This window comes from Acinetobacter sp. FY683, from assembly GCF_059515885.1.
In genome coordinates this window covers 22,592-43,345 of sequence record NZ_JCAKNA010000004.1, presented here as the reverse complement: position 1 = coordinate 43,345, position 20,754 = coordinate 22,592, and the positions used below count along the sequence as shown (strand labels likewise).

General features: G+C 34.5%; 18 protein-coding genes. 5 read left to right on the top strand and 13 right to left on the bottom strand.

What is annotated here, in order from left to right; translation table 11 throughout:
• Positions 1–28 precede the first annotated feature (28 nt).
• The 4 genes from AC5YDH_RS03115 to AC5YDH_RS03100 all read right to left on the bottom strand — a co-directional run bounded on the left by AC5YDH_RS03115 (position 29) and on the right by AC5YDH_RS03100 (position 3,144).
• Positions 29–439: a GlcG/HbpS family heme-binding protein gene (locus tag AC5YDH_RS03115; protein WP_496116836.1), complete on the bottom strand. Its 411-nt coding sequence runs from the start codon at positions 437–439 to the stop codon at positions 29–31.
• An 86-nt stretch (positions 440–525) separates the two neighbouring features.
• Complete coding sequence (hemL, locus tag AC5YDH_RS03110; RefSeq protein ID WP_496116835.1) at positions 526–1,830, bottom strand: glutamate-1-semialdehyde 2,1-aminomutase; 1,305 nt, start codon at positions 1,828–1,830, stop codon at positions 526–528.
• Between the two features lie 34 nt (positions 1,831–1,864).
• The gene (gene thiE, locus AC5YDH_RS03105) at positions 1,865–2,488 is read right to left on the bottom strand and encodes a thiamine phosphate synthase (RefSeq protein ID WP_496116834.1); all 624 of its coding nucleotides are present in this window, start codon (positions 2,486–2,488) and stop codon (positions 1,865–1,867) included.
• A gap of 260 nt (positions 2,489–2,748) precedes the next feature.
• Positions 2,749–3,144 (bottom strand): Mpo1-like protein, encoded by a 396-nt coding sequence (locus AC5YDH_RS03100; protein WP_496116833.1) that lies wholly within the window; start codon positions 3,142–3,144, stop codon positions 2,749–2,751.
• A gap of 229 nt (positions 3,145–3,373) precedes the next feature.
• On the opposite strand from AC5YDH_RS03100, the gene AC5YDH_RS03095 reads away from it, so the two are divergent.
• Both AC5YDH_RS03095 and AC5YDH_RS03090 read left to right on the top strand, forming a co-directional pair.
• Entirely contained in the window at positions 3,374–4,834 is a 1,461-nt protein-coding gene (locus AC5YDH_RS03095; protein ID WP_496116832.1) for a CYTH domain-containing protein, read from the top strand.
• Between the two features lie 780 nt (positions 4,835–5,614).
• Positions 5,615–6,241, top strand: coding sequence for an EcsC family protein (locus AC5YDH_RS03090; RefSeq protein WP_496116831.1), 627 nt, complete (start codon positions 5,615–5,617; stop codon positions 6,239–6,241).
• A gap of 175 nt (positions 6,242–6,416) precedes the next feature.
• On the opposite strand, the gene AC5YDH_RS03085 is transcribed toward AC5YDH_RS03090, so the two are convergent.
• Positions 6,417–7,049 (bottom strand): hypothetical protein, encoded by a 633-nt coding sequence (locus AC5YDH_RS03085; protein WP_496116830.1) that lies wholly within the window; start codon positions 7,047–7,049, stop codon positions 6,417–6,419.
• Between the two features lie 109 nt (positions 7,050–7,158).
• Between AC5YDH_RS03085 and AC5YDH_RS03080 the strand changes: the two genes are divergently transcribed.
• Positions 7,159–7,554 (top strand): DUF3144 domain-containing protein, encoded by a 396-nt coding sequence (locus AC5YDH_RS03080; protein ID WP_496116829.1) that lies wholly within the window; start codon positions 7,159–7,161, stop codon positions 7,552–7,554.
• Between the two features lie 89 nt (positions 7,555–7,643).
• Here the strand turns inward: AC5YDH_RS03080 and AC5YDH_RS03075 are convergent, their stop codons facing one another.
• The 3 genes from AC5YDH_RS03075 to AC5YDH_RS03065 all read right to left on the bottom strand — a co-directional run bounded on the left by AC5YDH_RS03075 (position 7,644) and on the right by AC5YDH_RS03065 (position 14,338).
• Complete coding sequence (locus AC5YDH_RS03075; RefSeq protein ID WP_496116828.1) at positions 7,644–10,409, bottom strand: M16 family metallopeptidase; 2,766 nt, start codon at positions 10,407–10,409, stop codon at positions 7,644–7,646.
• A 213-nt stretch (positions 10,410–10,622) separates the two neighbouring features.
• Positions 10,623–13,388 (bottom strand): M16 family metallopeptidase, encoded by a 2,766-nt coding sequence (locus tag AC5YDH_RS03070; RefSeq protein WP_496116827.1) that lies wholly within the window; start codon positions 13,386–13,388, stop codon positions 10,623–10,625.
• Between the two features lie 128 nt (positions 13,389–13,516).
• Positions 13,517–14,338, bottom strand: coding sequence for a PhzF family phenazine biosynthesis protein (locus AC5YDH_RS03065; RefSeq protein WP_496116826.1), 822 nt, complete (start codon positions 14,336–14,338; stop codon positions 13,517–13,519).
• Between the two features lie 231 nt (positions 14,339–14,569).
• On the opposite strand from AC5YDH_RS03065, the gene AC5YDH_RS03060 reads away from it, so the two are divergent.
• The gene (locus AC5YDH_RS03060) at positions 14,570–15,052 is read left to right on the top strand and encodes an FKBP-type peptidyl-prolyl cis-trans isomerase (RefSeq protein WP_496116825.1); all 483 of its coding nucleotides are present in this window, start codon (positions 14,570–14,572) and stop codon (positions 15,050–15,052) included.
• Between the two features lie 47 nt (positions 15,053–15,099).
• Here the strand turns inward: AC5YDH_RS03060 and AC5YDH_RS03055 are convergent, their stop codons facing one another.
• Positions 15,100–15,699, bottom strand: a complete 600-nt coding sequence (locus tag AC5YDH_RS03055) for a hypothetical protein (RefSeq protein ID WP_496116824.1) — start codon at positions 15,697–15,699, stop codon at positions 15,100–15,102.
• Positions 15,700–15,770: 71 nt separating this feature from the next.
• A complete protein-coding gene (gene yaaA / locus AC5YDH_RS03050; protein ID WP_496116823.1) occupies positions 15,771–16,550 on the bottom strand; it encodes a peroxide stress protein YaaA in 780 nt (259 codons plus the stop codon).
• A gap of 125 nt (positions 16,551–16,675) precedes the next feature.
• Between yaaA and AC5YDH_RS03045 the strand changes: the two genes are divergently transcribed.
• Positions 16,676–17,308 carry an alpha/beta hydrolase gene (locus tag AC5YDH_RS03045; RefSeq protein WP_496116822.1) on the top strand — a complete coding sequence of 211 codons (633 nt, stop codon included), beginning with the start codon at positions 16,676–16,678 and terminating at the stop codon, positions 17,306–17,308.
• A 57-nt stretch (positions 17,309–17,365) separates the two neighbouring features.
• On the opposite strand, the gene AC5YDH_RS03040 is transcribed toward AC5YDH_RS03045, so the two are convergent.
• From AC5YDH_RS03040 to AC5YDH_RS03030, 3 genes are all read right to left on the bottom strand, one after another.
• Complete coding sequence (locus AC5YDH_RS03040; protein ID WP_496116821.1) at positions 17,366–17,983, bottom strand: FMN-binding negative transcriptional regulator; 618 nt, start codon at positions 17,981–17,983, stop codon at positions 17,366–17,368.
• A 37-nt stretch (positions 17,984–18,020) separates the two neighbouring features.
• The gene (locus AC5YDH_RS03035; protein ID WP_496116820.1) at positions 18,021–18,389 is read right to left on the bottom strand and encodes a hypothetical protein; all 369 of its coding nucleotides are present in this window, start codon (positions 18,387–18,389) and stop codon (positions 18,021–18,023) included.
• A 115-nt stretch (positions 18,390–18,504) separates the two neighbouring features.
• Positions 18,505–20,754 (bottom strand): bifunctional prephenate dehydrogenase/3-phosphoshikimate 1-carboxyvinyltransferase, encoded by a 2,250-nt coding sequence (locus AC5YDH_RS03030; RefSeq protein ID WP_496116819.1) that lies wholly within the window; start codon positions 20,752–20,754, stop codon positions 18,505–18,507.

Below are 20,754 nucleotides of genomic sequence, written 5' to 3'. Positions count from 1 at the left end.
CACCCTCTTTAGAGCTTTTATCTAAATACTATTGAGCTAAAAACTTATCAATTGCATGTTGAGCAATTTCTGCATCTTGAAATGCTTGAACACCAGATACACCTACAGCACCTACAACTTGCCCCTCATAAACAATTGGTAAACCGCCTTCTAGCAACCCAACAAAGTTAGAAACTGAAAGAAAACCACCACGACCATTTTTAATCATCTCTTCAAATACTTTTGATGGCTTATGACTAACCGCTGAACATTTCGCTTTTTCTTGGCAAATTGTTGCACTAATTGGTGCAGCACCGTCCATACGTTTCATAGCCAACACACCACCTGTTGCATCTACAATAGCAATACTGACATTAAATGAATGCTCAACAGCATATTCTTGTGCTTGATTTAATAAGAATTCTGCATCAGCTAAAGTTAAATAATGTGTAGTTTTCATAAAATGTCCTTAATTTATTCTAAATTTCATTCAAAAAAAGCCCGCAGTACATTTACTGCGAGCTTTTATATTAACCAAGATTAAACTTATTTGCTGTTTAATTCTGCAAAAACTTCTTTAGCCGCTTGAATTGTAAATTCAATATCTTCATCAGAGTGTGCAGCAGAAATAAAGCCTGCTTCAAACGCAGATGGTGCAAGGTTTACACCGCGTGACAACATACCATGGAAAAATTTACGGAAAGCATCTACATCACATTTCAACATTGAATCGAAACTTGTAATGTCTTGCTGGTCTGTAAAATACAAACCAAACATACCACCCACTTGTTGAGTTTTAAATGGCACACCTGCTTCATCAGCTGCAGCTTGTAAGCCTTTTAAAAGCTTTTCAAGTTGTACAGTTAGTTTTTCATAAAAACCTTCAGCACGTAGATGTTTAAACATCTCAATACCTGCTCGCATAGCAAGTGGATTACCTGACAATGTACCCGCTTGATAAACTTTACCAAGAGGTGCGATGCATTCCATTACTTCACGTTTACCACCAAATGCACCAACTGGTAAGCCAGCACCAATAATTTTACCTAAAGTCGTTAAATCTGGTGTTACGCCATAATGTGCTTGTGCACCACCTAGACCAACACGGAAACCAGTCATCACTTCATCAATAATAAATACTGAACCATGCTCATCACAAACATCACGAATGGCTTGTAAGAAACCATCAATTGGTTTTACAAGGTTCATATTACCTGCAACAGGTTCAACAATCACACCTGCAATTTCAGAACCAAATTTAGCAAAACATTCTTCAAGTGTTGCTATGTCGTTGTATGGCAGCGTTAGTGTATGTTTTGCAAAATCTGCAGGAACACCCGCAGATGTTGCTTCACCTTCACCACTTGTTAAAAGACCTGAACCTGCTTTTACCAACAATGAGTCTGAGTGACCATGATAACAACCTTCAAACTTCACAATCTTGTCACGACCTGTATAACCACGTGCAAGACGAATTGCGGTCATGGTTGCCTCAGTACCTGAGTTAGTCATACGAACTAACTCAATTGATGGCATGATTTCACAAATAATATCAGCTAAAGTTGTTTCGTGAACCGTTGGTGCACCAAAACTTAAACCATCTACCGCAGCATTTTGAACAGCTTTAATAATTTCAGGATGTGCATGACCCAAAATCATTGGACCCCATGAGCCAACGTAGTCTACATAACGTTTACCATCAACATCATACAAATAAGCACCTTGTGCTTTTTCGATGAATACAGGCGTTCCACCTACACCGTTAAATGCACGTACTGGTGAATTCACACCACCTGGAATATGTTTGCTCGCTTGTTTAAACAATTGTTCTTGCTTTGGAGATAAACTCATGAAAATCACTCAACTCAAAAAATAAATAAAAAAATTAAGCTTGTTCAGCAAATAGTTCTGACCAATCATACACACGTTGACCCACTGTAGACATTGAGCGACCTAAAACGTCACTAATTACAGCACACAGATCAGCACCTGCTTCAATCACTTCTTTACCATTTTCTACGGTTAAACCACCAATTGCACAAATTGGCACATTCAACTTCGCTTTTGCTTGTTTTAATGTTTCAAGACCAATATTGCCCGCTTCAGGTTTCGTATCTGTGGCATAAATAGCACCAAATGCAACATAGTTTGCGCCATCTGCAATCGCTTGCTCTGCCAATTCAAGAGAATTATTACAGCTACGACCAATCAATACATTTTTCGGTAACCGTGCAACAGCATCGATAATTGAGCCATCATCCTGACCTAAATGCACACCAACGCCATATTCAACCGCTGCATCTAAATCATCATTAATTACAAAAGGTACTTTATATTGATCGCATAAATGCTTCATATAGCCAATTTCATAAGCTTTAGCTTCTGGATCCACCACATTTTTACGACGGTATTGCAATACAGCGACTTCATAGGTCGCCATTGCACCTTCTAGCTTTGCCAATAAAAGCTCAATTGGATCATCATTGGTAATTAAATATAAACCGCGCATAACAACTGCTCAAATTCTTACTTTATTCAATTATCTCATAGGACAGCAGAAGAAATCTGTTTTTAAAACTTTAAAATAAAAAATGAAATATTTTTTCCATAAAAAAAACCTAGAGAAGGTCGCTCTAGGTTTGGAAACTGAATTTTTTACATCAAACTCATTTAATGTTTGATCACTCTACCCTATTTCTGAAGAAAAATAGAGCTTTTATTATATTTTTTATATTAATCATGAAAATATTTTCACCAAATGTACTATTTTTAATACTTTGGCTTACTTTTTATTTTATCAAAGCTCTTATCTTTTAAACTTAAATGACCACGTAAGACGTCCGAAAACATTTTCCAATCTGAAATAAAGCTATAAATGGGCTGTTTAAAACTTGCAGGTTTATTTTTTTCAAACATAAAATGACCAATCCAAGCACAGGTATAACCTGATACCAAACCATATACAACGTATTTCACTTTACGTTGTTTTATTGCTTTAACAAAAAAATATAAACCTAAGCTACTACCAAAGATGTGTAAACGACGGCTCACTATATTTCGATGTTCTGTAAGATAAAAACGATAAAATTCGTGATAGTTTTTAATAGGCAACTTATATTCGGGTTGAATATCTACATTAAAGTTTTGATCCATTTTAATGTTCATACATATCTTCCTGATATTTTTTTAAACACGTTAAACCATTTTTTGCTTAAATTAAAGCCACTTCGTCCTAATCTAGATTCGTCAAGTCTTACATGAAAATAGATTTTCGCTACAATCAAAAGCTAAACTTATACAAGACTATTTTTCGCGCTATACATAACTTTAATAACGCATATTCACATGAACTGACTGATCTCAATTACTGAGATTTAAAACTAGGATAAAACTTATGATCGAAGTTGAATTAAAATTTCAAATTCATGAATCAAGACGCAATGCCTTACTTAAAGCTTTAGATCCTAAAAAGTCAGAAACCATTCAGCTAAAAGCAAAATACTTTGATACAGAAGATCGTCTGCTTGCACAAAACCATGCTGCACTTCGCCTTCGTTTAGAAGGTACTCGCTGGATTCAAACCCTAAAAGCAGCAAGTAAAAGCCATATTCAGCGCTTTGAACATAATGTTGATTTGGGTGAGTCGGAACAAGCTCCTGAATTAAACCTCGACATTTATAAAGATGATGCTGAAGCAACTCAAATTTTAAAAAATGCTTTAGGACAAAATTTTAATGCGCTCAAACTTCAATTTGAAACAGATATTGAACGTACTTTCCGCTTAATTCCTTTTGAAGATGCCACAATTGAGGTAAGTTTAGATATTGGTACAATTCGTTCTGAACATGCTGAAACACCTGTTCATGAAGTAGAATTTGAACTTAAAGAAGGTTCTATTAAAAGCTTACTTGCCTTTAGTTTTGAGTGGGTTAAAAAGTATCAACTTTGGTTAGATGTACGTAGTAAAGCTGAAATTGGCAACTTATTGGCACAACAACAAAATGTAAGTCCTGCACAAAATGCAAAAGACTTTGTATTAAGTAAAAAAGACAATGCAGATAAAAATTTACGTTTATTAATTTCTCAGCAGCTTCAGCATTTATTACCCAATATTGCAGCGATATCGGCAGGTCTTGCAGAAAAAGCGCATATTGAGCAAGCTCAAACCGCTTTAGATCATTTATATTTAAGTTTGCATATTTTCAAAGATTGGAGTCCTTCTCTTTCAAATAAATGGACAAATCAGTTGAATGCATTTAAACAACAATTTGAAAATTTACAGCATCTACAACATATGCAAGAGACTTTGGGCACATTCTTACAAAACCCCAATACATCTTCAAACTTAGAAAAAGATATTCTTTATGCTCAAGAAAAGTTGAATAATTTAGTTAAGTCGACTCAAAATGTTCATCATTTTTTGGAGCTTTTAACCTTTGGCTTGGATGAAAGTGATCTTCATCAAAAGCAAGATTTAAAATCTTTTGCACAAAATACCCTACAACATCAATATAAAATTTTGCAGGAAAGTTTAACTGCCGCAGACATTAGCAATTTTGAAAGTTTAGATTTGCTCGCAACGCATATTAGTGAGCTTAAATTTAGCTTCCCAATTTTAACCAATATTTATGATGTTAAAAATTTGCAAAAATACAGCAAAGCTTTAAATGATGCTCAACTTGCAGCGCGTGAGTATTTGGTTTTATCTTCTTCTGCTTTATATATTCAGCAAACGGAATTAGAAGCGAGCGATTGGTTTGTTTTAGGTTGGTTAACTGCAAAACAAGAAGTGTATGCAGAGCGTTTACTTGAAGCAACCGAGCAATTTATGGTGAGCCGAAAGTTCTTGAAATAAGCTTCAATAAACAAAAAAGCGAGGCTAACTGCCTCTCTTTTTTTACAAATTTATATTTCGTATAAGAGATTTTATGTTAAATAACAACTAGATTTAGTTTTATATCGTTACAACAAAATGTAATAATTCATTAAATTAAAAATACATTTTAGCCATGACTTATATTTATAATTTTATTGCAGCATGATTAGCTACTAAGTTAGCGAAAATACTATTTATATTTATTCTTAATTGTGTGGGGATAGTAAGTGTTATTGGAATCCCTATAGTCGTAATCATCGATATATTATTTATCATGATGGCAATTCATAGTGTTTTTTCTAGCTTCTCAAATTGGATTTATAGAATAAAACCATATGTAATAAAAGGTTTTAAATATTTGCTGATCATAGTTGGTTTTTATTAGCCATATCTATTGTTTTCGCTATAGTTGACTCTATTTAAAAATGATTTTTTAATAATGCGGTATTTCCTGAGGGATACACTTTACCATTGAGTCCAATAGGTGCTTTTTTGCTTTTAAAGTCAACCTACCTATTCCCACAACGTTCTCCGAAATTTATGCCTCAGAAAATTGTTAGGGATTTACCCATAAGATTTAAAAAATTCTTAAGTAGAAATGTCCTATACCAATATTGGTATATCAAACATAAGATTCAAATTTGATTGTTGAATAGCTATTATTTAATCAAACTCTTGTTTGATTACTTATTAATATTTGATTTTTAATGTATTTATTCAGTAATATTCGATCTATAAATTTTCTAAAAGAATATAGATATGGCAAATGAATTAACCCAAAGTAAGATGATGGATCTCTTGAATTGGTCATATGAAAAAGCTGTAAATGGTGTTGCTGGTTTAGATTCTGCATATGATCTAGCAAATGATTATATGAAAACTAATGACAGCTTACACAACCAAGCTAATTCGTTAATTCGGTGGCAAAACACTAAGGCGGGGACTTCAGGTTTTTTAACAGGTTTGGGAGGTATTATTACTTTACCAATCGCAATTCCTGCAAATGTAGCTAGTGTAATGTATGTTCAGATTAGAATGATTGCTGCTATTGCACATATGGGCGGGCATAATTTAAATGATGATCGAGTCAGATCTTTAGTATTTGTATGTTTAACAGGAAATGCAGCTAAAGATATTTTAAAAGATATTGGTATAGTCGTTGGCAAAAAAATAGCGCAGAACAGTATTAAAAATATTAGTGGTAAAACAATTACAGCAATAAACCAAAAAGTAGGGTTTAGATTACTTACTAAATTTGGTGAAAAAGGTGTTATTAATTTAGGTAAGGCAATTCCATTATTAGGTGGTGTTATCGGTGCAAGTTTTGATTCCGTAACAACTAATACTGTTGGAAATATTGCTAGAGATACTTTTATTACTGTATAGTTTTCCTAAAATTAACATAATACACGTTATACGAAGTGCAAAAATTTAGTCTTTATAAATCAAAAATATAACTAAAAATAAAAAGCCCCTGCCTACTATCAGGGGCTTTTTTATTGATTATTTATGTTCCACGATTATTATTCAAACAATGTTCCACAGTTTTATATCTTTTTACTTAACGATACTTCCCAAACACTTTCCAAGTGTTGTTATCCGCTAAAGGATCATTATAACTATCGCTACGTTGCTTACGTGGCTTATCACGCGCATCAATCAACTTAAAATCCTCCTCAGTACTTAAAACAATACCATTCACATAAAAACGCGTACGTGTATATTCACTCTGTTTGTTCTGAAACACATAGGTTCTTAAATCAATAAATTCACGATGTGCAACCAATACAGCCGTGTCATCACTATCTAACCAATATGACATTGCTTGAACTTGCTCAGGTTCAAATTGCCCACACTTATCTATTAAACTTGCAATACCACGAAACGTTTTCGATTCTTTTGCGCGTGTTTTATTAATACGTATTCGGTCTACATGAAAGTAAAATAAAGGTAAATTCAAGTGACTTGGCAAGTGAATTGCATCGAGCAGTTCATCTTCCATGAATGGCTGAAATAAGCCTTGTGCCCTTTCAATTAAACCTGTCCATTGTTTGTAATATTCGTCTACTTCAGGTTTTGTACCGTAATAAATTGGTAAACCTTCAACATTGGCTAAATTTGCAGGTGGCCAAATATTTTGGCGTAATAACGCAATATCACTTTTTAAACTTTGAACCGCAATGGCATCTTGCATTGAATATTCCATAATCATGCTTAGGCTATTTTTAGATTAAGCGAAAGGTTCCGTTTCTGCAAGGCTTTGCCTATAATGCAACATTAGATTTTTATACTAGGAAAAGCTCATGGTTCAAAAGATCGAAGCGACAGATGTAACTGAAGAAGAAGCTTTGAATGCCGTTTTCTTTGAACGCGCTGATGAATTTATCAAACAAGCAAATGAGTTTAGCCGTGTAGAAAAAGGCTCACAAGACAAACCAAGTGAAAAGCGTGGTCAAGTGAGTGCTGCAATGTTGTTTGGTACAGCCCGTTTTAATACTTGGGTTGCTGCAAACAACTTTAAAGATGGCGATGAAATGCGTGATGCCAAAGATCAAGTCATGTCTTATATTCTTCAGCAATTCCAAATGATGTTAGAAGATAACTATGATGAATATTGTGAACAGTTTGAAAACTATTTACGTTTCCGTCATAACGAAGAGTTTCATGCTAATAAACATAACCATGATCATAAGCACTAGTATGCTATATCATATTTAGCCTTAGAAACTCACAATAAAAAAGCCCTTATGGGCTTTTTTATTGTTTAAGTCATTAAGACTGCTCAATCTTACTTTACAGCTTTGCCATATTGATCAGACATGACTTCAACAAATTGGTCGAGCTTAATATACTTCTTAATCACTGCATCCACATCTGCTTTCGTCACCTTAGCAAAAGCTTGATCTTGCTTTTCACGCGCATATAAATCACGTCCACGTTCTAATTGTGGCGCTAACATACTGTGAATACGGCGTTCATCTTCTAATGCTGTTACACGTTTTTTAAAGATATCCGCTTTTGCAGCTTCAACTTCTTGCTCGGTTACTCCTTTTTCTATTAATTCATTCAATACTTTATGAACAGCTTGTGAAACTTGGTTTGCTTTGCCCGCAGTATAGTTAGCACTAATACCCAATGCCCCACTGTCTGTATGATCACTAAAGTTTAAGTTGCTACCAAAACCATAAATCAAAGCATTTTTTTCACGTAATTCTTGTGCCAAACGTGAAGATAATTGCGAAGCACCTAAAATATTTCCAAATACCACAATCGCTGGTCTGTCTGGATGATCATCACCAACAGGAAATGGCATTACACTTACATAACTACCAAATTTTCTTTGTTCAGCAAGTACATGATGTTTTTGTGCAGGATAAGATGAATATGGACTTTCTAACTTTTCATAAGCCTCTTTTCCATTCCAGTTTGAAAATTCAGCTTTTAATAATTTTTTAATTTTCTTCGGATCAAAATCACCTGTTACTGCAATTTGTGAATGATTCATCGCAAAGAATTGTTGATATAAAGCTTTTACCTGATCATTTGTTACAGCATTTAATTGTTTTTTCTCAAACTCAGGTTCGAAATGATAACGTAAATCACCTGGCTGATATTTTTCAACAATACGGGTAATCGTTAATGCAGACACTACATCTGGTTCTGTATATGGACGATCTAAACTTGATAATGATTGTGACTTAATTAAATCAAATTGAGTTTGTTCAAACTTCGGATTTTTCATCAATTCAATTGCAAACTTAAAGAATTCTTCAAACTTCTCTTTTTTTGCAACAATTTGAATATTTACGCCATTATCACTACCAGAAGCAGAAATACCACCACCCGCTTCAATTGATTTATCAGCTATATCTTGCAAGCTATATTGATCAGACCCACGCAACATCAGGTATGCCATCAAATCAACCACTTGTCCTTTATTAAATAATGATTCCGCTGTACCAAAATCGACATGAATAGTGGCATAGGTTTTATCATCACGGGTAGATGTTGGATAGAGCGCATATTTCACGCCATTCTTAAATTCACCACGTTCAATTTTCTTTTCCGTAGAATCAATAGAAGCTTTGGATGCAGCAACAAAATCACTTACTTCTTTTTTATACGTAGAAATATCTTTTAAAGGTTCAGGCTTTTCATTAGAAGCATCTAAAGTTTTCGCTTCTGCTGCATTTGCATCAAGTGTTAATGCTTTTTTCTGATCTTCAGGTGTAGGTTGAATATCACCAATAATTCTATTTTTCGGTGTAAAAAATGCTTTGTAAATCTGATTTAAATCATCCGCTTTTAAATTCTGAACATCATTCAAATCTTTAAAATATCGACTCCAATCACCATTATAGGCAACAGCATAATCTTCCAAACGAGAACCTAATGCTGCCGCATTATTCTTAATATTCTCTGCTTGATTCATCGTCATTTTTTTTACACGATTTAACTCAACATCGGTAAATGGCTTCGTTTGTTCCACACCGTTATTCAATGTCGTTTGAACGATTTTCGCATTATGATTAGGTGCATAAACAGCCCCCATAAAAACCATATTAAAGTCTTTATCTAACCAAGTTGTTGAATCTACAGCTGTTGCTACACCTGACTCCACAATACTTTGATATAAATGACCACTTGGCTGCAAAGTATATAGTGTAGGAGACATTGCTAATGCTGTTTGTGTACTCTGATCAGAAGCCGTTAAATAAATATTAAATTTCGCTAAGTCACTACCTTTTTTTACAACAAAGGTTTTATTTTGAATTTTTGCACTATCTAAAGCAGGCACTTTCACTTGACTCGGAATAGTGCGAGGTTGAATTTGGCTAAATTTTTCATCGATTTGTTTTAAAACTTCAGCTTTATCAAATTTACCTGAAACTACCATAATCGCATTATTGGGCGCATACCATGTTCGGTAGAATGTATTTAAATCGCTCATTTTAATTGATTGCAGTTCATTTAAATCGCCAATAGGCAAACGACCTAAATATTGATTGCCATAAGCTGTTTTAAAAATCTGATCTATTAACACCGAAAATGGCTGATCTAAACGAATTTCACGCTCACGCTTTACAATTGCAATTTCAGAAGGTACAAATTTTTCTTGCAATACCAACTTATCCATTCGCTCTGCTTCTAAATGAATGATCTCATTAATTGCAGTTTTTTCAGGTCGAATAATATTGATATATTTTGTCGCGTAATAATCGGTACTCGCATTATTTGATAATGTATATTGATTTAAACGGCGCTGAAATTCCTCACCATTTATATTTTGAGTACCCTTAAATGCTAAATGCTCTAATAAATGTGCCAAGCCACCTTTACCTTTAGGGTCATTTAAAGAACCCGTTTGATAAATTGTGCTCATATAAACTTTATTTTCTTTATCATTTTCCGCAAGAATAATGCGAAATCCATTGTCTAATTTGTATTCTTCAACTTGCTGTTCCGACTTCAGCAGTACAGGTTGTGCAAAAACAGAAAAACCAAAACCCAATAGAACAAAAGAAACCACACATTGGTTAAAGCGAAATGACATGCCCACTCCAAAAGACTTAGTTATATTTTTCTTAAAATATAAGTTAAATAAAAACTAATATCTCTTTAATTTTAATAAAGATAATTTAACAAAGACAGCTAGTATATATTCTACATGTATACTAGCGACTTAGCTTTCATTGTAAACAATTCATAGTAAACATCTTAAATATTCACATTAGATAAACAAATATAATATAAACATGCATACGATTTATTGAGTGGGTGTACCATATTGATCTGCCATAACTTCAACCAACCGATCCATACGAATATATTTTTTTATCACCGCATTAACATCTTCTTTTTTCAAGCTTGCAATATCTTTATATCGATTGAGTAATAAATATAAGTCATCATTAAATTTTAAATCTGCAGCCATATATTCATGGATCACTTTTTCATTATCTAAACCACTTACACCCTGTTTTAATAATTCTGCTTTTGCAACCTCTAGCTCTTGTTCAGTGACACCATGTTTCAATAAATCACTTAAAACCTTATGAATCGCTTGCGAAACTAAATCTGCTTTTCCTGCAGTGTAGTTTGCAGAAATACTGAAGCTACTCGCATTATTTCCTTCATTCAAATCTAAAGACTGACTAAAACCATACACTAAATTTTTATTTTCACGTAATTCCTTAGCTAATCTAGATGTTAATTGCGATTCACCTAAAATATACCCCATAACCAATACAGCGGGTAAATCAGGGCTATCACTCCCCATCTCTATATTCATAATACTGCTGTAACTTCCAAATTCACGAGGTTCTGACTTTAGATAATGCTTTTGTGCCGGTTTAGGTTGAGATGCAAATTCCATTTCTTCGAATTGTGTTTTTGTCTTCCATTTAGAAAGCGTCGAATTTAAAAATTCTTTCATTTGACTCACATCAAACTCACCTGTAACCGCAACACGTGCAAAATCTAAACCTATATTTTCTTCATAAAACTTTTTAACTTGCTTGTTCGTAACTTGCTTTAGCAACTTAACTGTAAATTCTGGATCAGAATAAGCACGTAAATCTCCCTGAGGATATGGATTTGCAATTTCAGATAAGGCCATTGCGACAACAATATCTGGCTCCGTATATGTTCTATCCATCTGATTTAAATATTTACTTTTAATAGAATCAAACTGCTTCTGCTCAAAACTTGGTTTCTGCAAAATATCTATAATAAGTTTGAAATATTCTTCAAACTTATCTTTATTGGCTACAACCTGCACATCAATGCTATTTAAGTTTGATGAAATAGCTACCCCACCATTTACCTCAATACTTTTATCCATTAAATATTGAAATGGATATTGATCTGAACCGCGACTCATTAAGTATGTGCTTATATCAATGATTTTTTCATGATTCATTAATTTTTTTGCAGTACTAAATGGTATGGTCAAAGTAGCAGATATTTGATCATCTTTCGTTGGTGTTGAATACAAAGCATACTTAAGCCCAGTTTCCAACGTTCCTCTTTGAATTTTTGTTTCAGCTTTTTCTAAAATTGTTTGAGCTTGCTTTACATATTGCTCAGTTTCCTTTTTATATACAGCTAAATTTTTAGGTGTCTCTTGCTTTGTATTACCCATAGGTTGTAAAAATTGCGGTGCCTGTTCAGGCTCAAGTCTTTGTTTTTCTTGATCTGCAAGAGGTGTTGGCTGTATTTCCGCTTCTAAACGATATTCTTCTTTAAAAATCTTCTGAAGATCTTGACTAACTTGGTCTGTAGTCAAACTTTGAATACGATCTCTATTATTGAAATAAGAAAGCCAATCACCCTGATTTAAAACAATAGCCTCGCTTAACATTCCTCCCAATGCAGAAGCCTCTCTAAATGTGGCTATGCGACTATTCTTCGTAATATCTTGCAAGCGTTTCACATCAGCTTGATTAAATTTCTGTTTTTTCTCTACATTTTCAATGAGAGCTTTATTCATTTTTTTTAAATTTTGCGATGGTACATAATCTGCACTGACAAACATCATATTAAAATCACGTGATGTCCATAAAGCGACATCAACATTATCAACAATCCCTTTTTCAACTAAACGCTGATACAGAGTACCACTAGGTTCTAAGGTGAATAATGCCGATGTAATATCTAATGTTGGCTCAATTTCTTCATTTCTAGGCACAATATAAACGTTAATCTTTTGATAACCATCTCCCTTTTTAATTACAATTTCTTCTGATTTTGCTTGTTCAATACTAATTTTAGGAATAGTGGGTTGTTCAGGTACTATTTTAGATGGAATTCCACCAAATTTTTGATCAATCTGATTTAAAACAGCTGTCTTATCAAAACTCCCTGTCAAAACAATGACAGCATTATTCGGACGATACCAAGTGCGATAAAACTGATTTAACTCATTCATATTGATGGACTCAAGCTCGGCTAACTCGCCAATTGGCTCTCTACCAAAATATTCCACCCCATAGATCGATTGAAAAATTTTATTCATCAACCTTGAAAAAGTTTGATCAAAGTTTGCTTCACGTTCACGTTTCACCACCTCTATTTCTGGTGCTACAAACTTTTTATCCAATACCAATTTATCCATTCGTTCCGCTTCTAACTCAATCACTTTATTAATAGTGTTTTGCTCAGAACGAATTTCACTCATATATTGAGTTGAATAATAGTCTGTACGTGCATTACTAAATAACGTGTATTGATCAAGCGCACTTTGAAAATTACCCTCTTTAATATTTTCAGTCCCTTTAAAAGCCAAATGTTCTAACAAGTGCGCCATACCACTTTTACCAAGAGGATCATTTAAAGAGCCTGCCTGATAAATGACATTCATAAACACGGTATTATTTTTGGTTTTGTCAGATAAAATAACCTTCAAACCATTATCGAGTTGATATTCTTCAATTTGATCATATTTCTTCACCAATACGGGTTTTGCGAAAATGGAAGCGCTTAGACCTAAAGCCAATAAAGAAATGGTTAATGTTTTGAGTTTTAATTGCATAAAATAACCTATTTAGAATGATGTTTTATTTTTATTAAGAATCTCAATATATCGAGCAATTCAGTGATTTCTGTTAATTTTTGCAAAAAAAAACCAACGTTCCCGTTGGCTTTATCTATAAATCTAAATTAAATGTAAATTTCTGCCTGCATATATAGTTTTGCATAACCTGAAATTTCAATACGATTTTGATCCACTATTTGACAGAATAATTCCCCACCACGCTGAGATGCTTGATAAGCTAAAATATTACTTTTCCCTAACTTTTCAGCCCAAATAGGGACAATTCCTGTATGAATTGAACCCGTTACAGGATCTTCATTAATTCCATTTGCGGGTGCAAAATAGCGTGAAACACAATCGTAATCTTTAGAGTTAGCAGTAATTGCAACATCTAAAGTTGAAGCATCTGCTGTAATCGCTGTGCGTATTTTCCCCAACTGTTTAAGAAGTTCTAAATTTGGCTTTTCACTTAAAACATCATCTACATTTTCAAACTCAATAATATAAGCTTGTTCATTTAAATAGACATTTTTAAATTTTTTCGTAAAAGCCTGATCTAATAATTCAGGGTAGTTTTCAACTTTTTTTGCATAACGAATTGGGAAATTCATCGTAATTTTCCCATCCTCTGCTTGGTTTACAATAAAAATACCTAAAGCTTTTACATGAAACTGTATTTTCTGTTTTTGGGTATAGTCATTAAACAATACAAAACTACTGGCTAATGTTGCATGCCCACAAAAATCGACTTCGGTGGTAGGTGTAAACCAGCGTATTTCATAGTTTTCATCATCTATTACTTTTACAAATGCTGTTTCAGATAAGTTATTTTCTAGTGCAATATTTTGCATTAGGGTATCATCTAACCAATTATCAACAACAATTACCGCAGCAGGATTTCCTTTGAAAAGTTCTGTTGTAAAAGCATCTACTTGATACATTTTCATAATTAACACCTTACTTATTGCAAAATAATACTTCAATCACGCCATTTTTATGGACTATATAAAAAGAAACAAGGAATTTGTCAGTTATTCATTGAAATGACATTGAATTTGTTTAAACTGCCCATATAAATATCAAAACATCACTAAAATGTAGAATTTTGCTTAAATCTATTCTACAAAATTCGCTTTTCGTTTTATGATGTACCCTTAAAATTTGACTGGATCAATAACATGACTGCTATTGCAAATAACCTCGTGGTTTCTTTCAACTACACATTGACTAACGCAGAGGGTGAAACTCTGGACCAATCTCAAGGTGAGCCACTTGCCTATTTGCACGGTGCAGGTAACATCATCCCTGGTCTTGAAAATGCACTTTTAGGCAAAACAGTTGGTGAAAAATTCACAGTAACTATTCCTGCTGCTGAAGGTTATGGCGAATACAACCCTGACCTAGTTCAAGAAGTTCCTGCTCAAATGTTCCAAGGTGTTGATAACATCCAAGCGGGCATGCAATTCCAAGCTCAAACTGATGATGGCGTTCAAATCGTTACTGTTAAATCTGTTGAAGGCGACAACGTAATTGTTGATGCTAACTTCCCACTTGCTGGTCAAGATTTAACTTTTGAAGTTGAAATCGTTGAAATCCGTGAAGCTTCTGCTGAAGAATTAGAACACGGTCACGTTCATGGCGTTGGCGGTCACCACCACTAATTCGTCACTGAATAAAAAAAGGCAAAGTTTTTACTTTGCCTTTTTTGTTAGTTTTCAATCAAGTCGATTATTTCATTTTCAATCATATTTAAATGCTCTTTATGGTATATTCCTATAGCCAATAAGATTGCTTCAATCATTTTTTTAATATCTTGTTTCGATACCAGCGAAGATAAATTTAGCTTATATAAAACTTGTCCAATAGATGCATCCCCTATGTCAAAACTACATCTCATCTGATCTAATACAGCTAAATATCTATCATCTTGTTTTATTCTGTCCTTTATTGGAATATCAATACTCTTCAATAATTCACTCCATTTAAAATATGGATTAGTTTTTGATTCTAAATAAATATATAAATCACAGTAAGCTACTAGTTTTTCTTGTAATTTAAAAAATGAACCTGTAGTTTCATCAATTAATTTGGATATTCTTCCTACTCGAATTTTCTTTTGTATTTTCCTCTTTACTCTAGCATTAAGATAAGACTTTACTATTGAGTAAAATGGCAATAACAGAATAATAATTCCGAAAATGACAATAACTGGGTCTATTTCCGTATTTAAAAAAATCCATGCAAAAGATATAGATATAAGAACACCAAAGGAGATGTACTCTAACTTACGTTTTAACCGATAATTCATGTTTTTACTTACTATATTCTTATTAAAATTGACACTTATTTTATAAAAATAAGTGTCAATTTTAAAGCTAATTAAGTAACTTGCTCATCACGTTTAAATACAAGTTCACCTTTCAATGAACTGTCAGCATCAAAATAATAACCATCTATATTAAATGCTTTGATATCTTCTACACGCTCAATTTTGTTTTCAATCATAAAGCGCGCCATTAAGCCACGTGCTTTTTTTGCATAAAAACTAATAACTTTGTATTTTCCATTTTTCTGATCTAAGAATACAGGCTTAATAATTTCAGCTTGAATTTTGCTTTCTTTGACCGACTTATAATATTCATCTGATGCTATATTTAACAAAATTTCTGAATTTGATGCTGCCAAATCTTCATTAATTAAATGGGTGATTTTATCCCCCCAAAACTCATATAAATTATGCCCACGAATATTGGCTAATTTGGTTCCCATTTCCAATCGATACGGCATCATTAAATCTAAAGGACGTAAAAGACCGTACAAACCTGAAAGCATTCTAAGTTTTTGTTGCGCAAATGTAACATTTTGTTCGACCAAATTATAAGCATCTAAACCCGTATAAACATCGCCTTTAAATGCAAAAATTGCTTGTCTAGCATTTGAAAAATTAAACTCTGGTGTCCAATCTTGAAAGCGTTCTACGTTCAATTTTGCAATCTTTTCACTCACACTCATTAGGCTAGATACCTCAGAAACAGAGAGTTTCTGACAATCTTGAATTAGTAATTCAGATTCTTGAAGTAAACGTGGCAAACTATGTTGATCTGTTGGTAAATGTGATTCGTAATCTAAAGTTTTGGCTGGTGAAATTAAAGCAAGCATAAAAGACTCGATCAAATAATTAATAATTCAAACTATAACAGTAGGCTTATTTTGAAACCAATTTTTGTTTTTGCTTAACTTAATCGGTAAAATAGCCCGCTTCTCCCGCTATGTATACTTATCCTATGTCCGAAGCATTTTTCATTCAAGGCTCTGAGGGTAAAATTCAAGTTTTTGTTGATTATCCCAAAGGTGAAGTGAAAGGATTCGCTGTCGTTTGTCACCCACATCCTTTACAGGGTGGAACGCCACATCACAAAGTTCCTCATCTTTTAGCGCAAATGTTCTTAGAACGTGGCTGTGTTGTTTATCGTCCTAGTTTCCGAGGTTCGGGGGAAAGTGAAGGTATACACGATGAAGGATATGGTGAAACTGAAGATACACTAGAAGTCATTAAATATGCGCGTCAAAAGCATATCGGAAAACCATTTTTTGCAGGTGGTTTTAGCTTTGGTGCGCACGTTATGGCAAAAAGTTATGCTTCTATTCCTGCCGAATTACAACCTGTACAAACTATTTTATGTGGTTTGCCTACTGCAACAGTAGCAGGTGTACGCCATTATGTAACACCGCCAATTAAAGGTGATATCTTATTTATTCATGGCGAAGCTGATGATGTTACTTTGTTATCTGACATGATTGAGTGGTCTAGACCACAACGTCATATGGTTACAGTATTACCTGGAGCAAACCACTTCTTTACAGGTTATTTAAAGCATCTACGTTTAGCTATTTCACGCTACTTAGTTTCAGCTTAAAACTTATTTTAGATTCAAAATAAACCTCGCTTATTGCGAGGTTTATTTATTCTTAGATTAGCCTTTGATGCGTAACATTATTTCAGCTAAATCTTTTTTATTATTGTGCTGATATGCTTCTGCTACATTAAGTTGATCGGTCACTTCTCTATTTTGGCTGAGTTTAAATTTACCCACTAAACTTTTAATTTCAATACGTATTGCAGCAATTTTTCCAAGTTCATCTTGGATATAATCTTTCGGTGCATCGGACATTCTCCAAGGTTTAGGCTGATTACTTTCGTGTTGTCGCGTTAATCTTGCCAATATACCTCTCAATATTTTTTCATCTTCAATGACTTGCACCGTTCCTTTGGCATGTATAACAACATAATTCCATGTAGGAACGGCTTTATGATGCTCAAACTTCCCTTCATACCAATTTGGCGATACATAGGCATGATCTATACTAAAAACCACCAACGCATTTTGAGGCTGTGTTAGCTGTGCATATAATGGATTTTCTTTTGCAATATGAGCAAGCAATGAATGTGTCTTTTCATCATATTCAAAAGGAAGATGGTTGGCATTTAGCTCGTTATCTGCATATATCACTAAACATCCTAAAGCATGTTTTTGAACGAGCTCGGTTAAAACTTCCGTTCTTGTTTCCTCAAAAACTTTAGGTATATACATTCAGTTTAATGCCCCATTTTAAAAAAATTAAAAATAATTACGTATTTTTCCATTCAAATTCACTCAATGCTTCATGTTCTTTTAGGCTACTTTCCACTGCCTGTGCTAATTGATTCAATAAACTTTGTTCTGTAATTCTATCTAACCAATCTTGGTTTTCATCTGGATGAGAATATATTTCACATACTAAATGACCATCTTCACTACGTGATTCACAGCTTACAGAAAGTGGTAATGCATGATCATCTACACTTACGGCCACTTGTGCCCCACTTTGTGACAAGGTTTCAAAGCCATGATTCACTAATTCATGTGCAAGTAAATCGGCAACATACGTTTGAACTTCGCTAAAATCTTTAATTTGATTTTTAATTTCACGATTTGCCACAAATTTTAATTTACGCATTACATTATCCAAAGGCTTTATTGTTGTATGGTTTTAGCATAAGCAATAAAAACAAAACAGCCAAGCATTTGCTTGGCTGTTTTGACTAAAATCTAATGTTTTTTACGATGATGTTTTATTCAGTAACTTGAATTGCAAGACCCGCTTCATTTGCAAGTTCTGTAAATGTTGGGAAACTTGTTGCAACAGTTTCAGTTCCCACAATTTTAATTTCACCTGAAGTACGCAAACCTGCCATAGCGAAACTCATCGCAATACGGTGGTCATGATGTGATTCAATTTCACCACCTGTGAAAATTGCATCCCACTCACCCGATTTACCCTTACCTTCAATGATAATGCCATCTTCAGTTGGTGTGCAGTCGATCCCCATAATTTTCAAGCCATCTGCCATGACTTGAATACGGTCAGATTCTTTTACACGAAGCTCCGCAGCACCCGTAAGAATAGTTTGACCTTCTGCACATGCCGCAGCAATAAATAAAGCTGGGAATTCATCAATTGCTAAAGGTACTTGATCTTCTGGTATATGAATACCTTTTAATGTACGCGAACCTCGAATGCAAATGTCTGCAATAGGTTCACCACCCGCTATACGTTCATTTTCAACTGAAATATCCGCACCCATTTGCTTCAATATTTCAATTACGCCAGTACGTGTTGGGTTAATACCTACAGCTTCTAGTGTTACATCTGCATTTTCTGTAATTGCAGCACCGACCATATAGAATGCAGCTGAAGAAATATCAGATGGTACTTGGATATTTGTACCAACTAATTTTCCACCACCTTGTAGAGAAATACGGTTACCTTCAGTTTTCACTTCATAACCAAATGCACGAAGCATACGCTCTGAATGGTCACGAGTTGGTTCAGGTTCAGTAACAACTGTTTCACCTTCCGCCCATAAACCTGCAAGTAAAATACCCGATTTCACTTGTGCTGAAGCCATTGGTAAATCGTAATGAATACCTTTTAACGTCTGGTTACCTGTAATTGAAACAGGTGGTGTACCACGATCACCTGTAGTCTGCAATAAAGCACCCATTTCACGTAGTGGCTTTGCAATACGCTCCATTGGACGTTTTGTTAATGAAGCATCGCCCGTCATAACTGAATCAAATTTCTGAGCAGATAGCATCCCTGAAAGCAAACGCATAGATGTACCTGAGTTCCCCATGTACAACGCGCCCACAGGTGCTTTTAAGCCCTGCATACCCACACCATGAATGGTCACTTCACCATTTTTAGGGCCTTCAATACTTACGCCCATATCACGAAACGCTTGAAGTGTTGCAAGTGCATCTTCGCCTTCTAGAAAACCCGTTACATGCGTTGTACCTTCTGCAATAGCACCAAACATGATAGAACGATGTGACACAGATTTATCACCCGGAATTGTAAATTTACCTTGGAATTGTTTCTTGCCCGGTAATATTGTGAATTGCTGTGTCGTCACTTTATTTTTCTCCATCAAGGGTTTCTTTGCGAGCATATGATTAAAATGCTGTCGCGCAGCCTGCGCATGTCCTAACAAGCCCATTAAAGCTTGTGAGTCTTCATCTTCAATTAATTTACGAATCGTTGCCAATTGCTGTTCAAAGCCATCTACGGCATTCAAAATTGCTTTTTTATTGGCAAAGAAAATGTCATGCCACATTTGCGGATCACTTGCAGCAATTCTTGAAAAATCACGGAATCCACCAGCAGCATAACGAAAAATATCTAAGTTATCTTCTCGGTTCGCAAGTTGCTCAACCAAGTTAAATGCCATCAAATGAGGAAGATGACTTGTATGCGCCAATACTTCATCGTGCTTTTCGACATCCATACAAATCACTTCAGCTTTAGATGCTTGCCAAAGTTGAATGAGTTTTTTAATTGCCCAATCTGCGCTGCTTGGTAGCGGTGTCAAAATCACTTTATGGTTTGCAAATAAATCGACCTTACCTGCATGTACCCCAGTATGTTCTGACCCTGCAATAGGATGCCCTGGTACAAAACCTTCAGGTAATGTTTCACCATAAACAGCTTTGGCAGCATCCACGACATTTCCCTTGGTACTTCCAACATCGGTAATAATGGTACGCTCAGACAAATAAGGCTTAATTATTTCAAGCACTTTTTGAGTTGCACGTACTGGAAGTGCCAATACAACTAGATCTGCACCTTGAACAGCATCAATTGGATTGGTATATCCTTCTTGAATTAAGCCAAGGGCTTTTGCATCATCCAAGGTCTTTTGAGAACGTGTAGACGCAACAATTTCTGTTGCTAATTTTTCAGCAACAATAACGCGAGCTAGACTTGAGCCAATGAGCCCAAGTCCAATAAAAGCAACTCTTTCAAACAGTGGCAATGACAT

Coding starts and splice junctions, on each gene's coding strand:
- AC5YDH_RS03045 (WP_496116822.1), top strand. CDS start 16,676: ATGTCCGAAGCATTTTTCATTCAAGGCTCTGAGGGTAAAATTCAAGTT.
- thiE (WP_496116834.1), bottom strand. CDS start 2,488: ATGCGCGGTTTATATTTAATTACCAATGATGATCCAATTGAGCTTTTA.
- AC5YDH_RS03095 (WP_496116832.1), top strand. CDS start 3,374: ATGATCGAAGTTGAATTAAAATTTCAAATTCATGAATCAAGACGCAAT.
- AC5YDH_RS03065 (WP_496116826.1), bottom strand. CDS start 14,338: ATGAAAATGTATCAAGTAGATGCTTTTACAACAGAACTTTTCAAAGGA.
- AC5YDH_RS03070 (WP_496116827.1), bottom strand. CDS start 13,388: ATGCAATTAAAACTCAAAACATTAACCATTTCTTTATTGGCTTTAGGT.
- AC5YDH_RS03085 (WP_496116830.1), bottom strand. CDS start 7,049: ATGCAAGATGCCATTGCGGTTCAAAGTTTAAAAAGTGATATTGCGTTA.
- AC5YDH_RS03100 (WP_496116833.1), bottom strand. CDS start 3,144: ATGAACATTAAAATGGATCAAAACTTTAATGTAGATATTCAACCCGAA.
- AC5YDH_RS03060 (WP_496116825.1), top strand. CDS start 14,570: ATGACTGCTATTGCAAATAACCTCGTGGTTTCTTTCAACTACACATTG.
- AC5YDH_RS03055 (WP_496116824.1), bottom strand. CDS start 15,699: ATGAATTATCGGTTAAAACGTAAGTTAGAGTACATCTCCTTTGGTGTT.
- AC5YDH_RS03090 (WP_496116831.1), top strand. CDS start 5,615: ATGGCAAATGAATTAACCCAAAGTAAGATGATGGATCTCTTGAATTGG.
- AC5YDH_RS03075 (WP_496116828.1), bottom strand. CDS start 10,409: ATGTCATTTCGCTTTAACCAATGTGTGGTTTCTTTTGTTCTATTGGGT.
- AC5YDH_RS03035 (WP_496116820.1), bottom strand. CDS start 18,389: ATGCGTAAATTAAAATTTGTGGCAAATCGTGAAATTAAAAATCAAATT.
- AC5YDH_RS03115 (WP_496116836.1), bottom strand. CDS start 439: ATGAAAACTACACATTATTTAACTTTAGCTGATGCAGAATTCTTATTA.
- AC5YDH_RS03040 (WP_496116821.1), bottom strand. CDS start 17,983: ATGTATATACCTAAAGTTTTTGAGGAAACAAGAACGGAAGTTTTAACC.
- yaaA (WP_496116823.1), bottom strand. CDS start 16,550: ATGCTTGCTTTAATTTCACCAGCCAAAACTTTAGATTACGAATCACAT.
- AC5YDH_RS03030 (WP_496116819.1), bottom strand. CDS start 20,754: ATGTCATTGCCACTGTTTGAAAGAGTTGCTTTTATTGGACTTGGGCTC.
- hemL (WP_496116835.1), bottom strand. CDS start 1,830: ATGAGTTTATCTCCAAAGCAAGAACAATTGTTTAAACAAGCGAGCAAA.
- AC5YDH_RS03080 (WP_496116829.1), top strand. CDS start 7,159: ATGGTTCAAAAGATCGAAGCGACAGATGTAACTGAAGAAGAAGCTTTG.